The organism is Aerococcus sp. L_32 (assembly GCF_050689315.1).
In genome coordinates this window covers 1-896 of the sequence record NZ_JBOEQF010000738.1, presented here as the reverse complement: position 1 = coordinate 896, position 896 = coordinate 1, and the positions used below count along the sequence as shown (strand labels likewise).

Here is an 896-nt window from a genome sequence, read left to right as displayed (position 1 = left end):
GCGTAAGGCTGTTGTGAAAGAATTACTTGTTGCCAACGGCGACCAAGTAAATTCTGGTGACTTGCTATTAGTATTGGAATAAAATAAGAGGTAAGAATAGCGGGCCAGCAAGTTGAGGCCCGTTATTTTGCCATATAAAGGTTTAGGGGTTACGGACTTTGGAATTCCTGTTATAATGAAATTAAAGCGAGTGATTAAAGGAAGTCGATGATATGAGTATTTATGATGAAAGACAGTCACGTCAAGCGTTGATTGTGTGGATGTATTCTAATAAAAAGGTGAAACAGTTACAGAAGTACGGTTTCGTTTATTATGTCTCGCGGAAGATGAAGTATGCGGTTTTGTATACGGATGTGTCGGAAGCGGACCATATTCAAAAGAATCTTGAGAAGTTACATTTCGTGCGTCAGGTGGATGTGTCTCCTAGACAGGCAATGGCGACGGATTATGCGACGGCTTTTGATGCCTATGCGGCAGACTTGATGGCCAAGAAGGATTCGGATGATAAAGATCGTTTGAATGAACGGTATGCTTAATATATAATCAAATATATAGTAAATGAAATTTTGAAGGGACCTTGGGATTGAATGTGCCCAGGGTCCTTTTTCAATAATTGGAGGAGAGTCAGGATGGAGTTTGCACCATTTTTCTATTTGGAACTTAAAGAACATATTTTAGATGTGCCTTATACCTTGGCTAAGCGGCGAATTCGTGTCCTCTTACCTAAGGACTATGAAGAAAATACAGATAAGCATTATCCCGTAGTTTATATGCATGACGGACAGAATGTATTTCATTCCAAGGAAGCTTTTTCGAAACATTCTTGGAAAACAATTCACGCGATCAAGCGGAATCCGGATTTACCAAGTATGATTATTGTCGGCATTGATAATGGC

The 896-nt window shown here is 39.6% G+C and carries 3 protein-coding genes; all 3 read left to right on the top strand.

The genetic code is table 11. From position 1 onward, the window contains the following. Positions 1-13: 13 nt before the first annotated feature. Complete coding sequence (locus ACRCJ0_RS16085) at positions 14-82, top strand: hypothetical protein (RefSeq protein WP_431391170.1); 69 nt, start codon at positions 14-16, stop codon at positions 80-82. A 130-nt stretch (positions 83-212) separates the two neighbouring features. After that, positions 213-536 carry a YlbG family protein gene (locus tag ACRCJ0_RS16080; protein ID WP_026466410.1) on the top strand — a complete coding sequence of 108 codons (324 nt, stop codon included), beginning with the start codon at positions 213-215 and terminating at the stop codon, positions 534-536. Positions 537-629: 93 nt separating this feature from the next. Continuing rightward, positions 630-896: alpha/beta hydrolase-fold protein (locus ACRCJ0_RS16075; RefSeq protein WP_431391171.1), on the top strand; the 267-nt coding region annotated here is incomplete at its 3' end.

Excerpts from the sequence above, each read along its gene's own strand:
- ACRCJ0_RS16080 (WP_026466410.1), top strand. The coding sequence starts at position 213 with ATGAGTATTTATGATGAAAGACAGTCACGTCAAGCGTTGATTGTGTGG.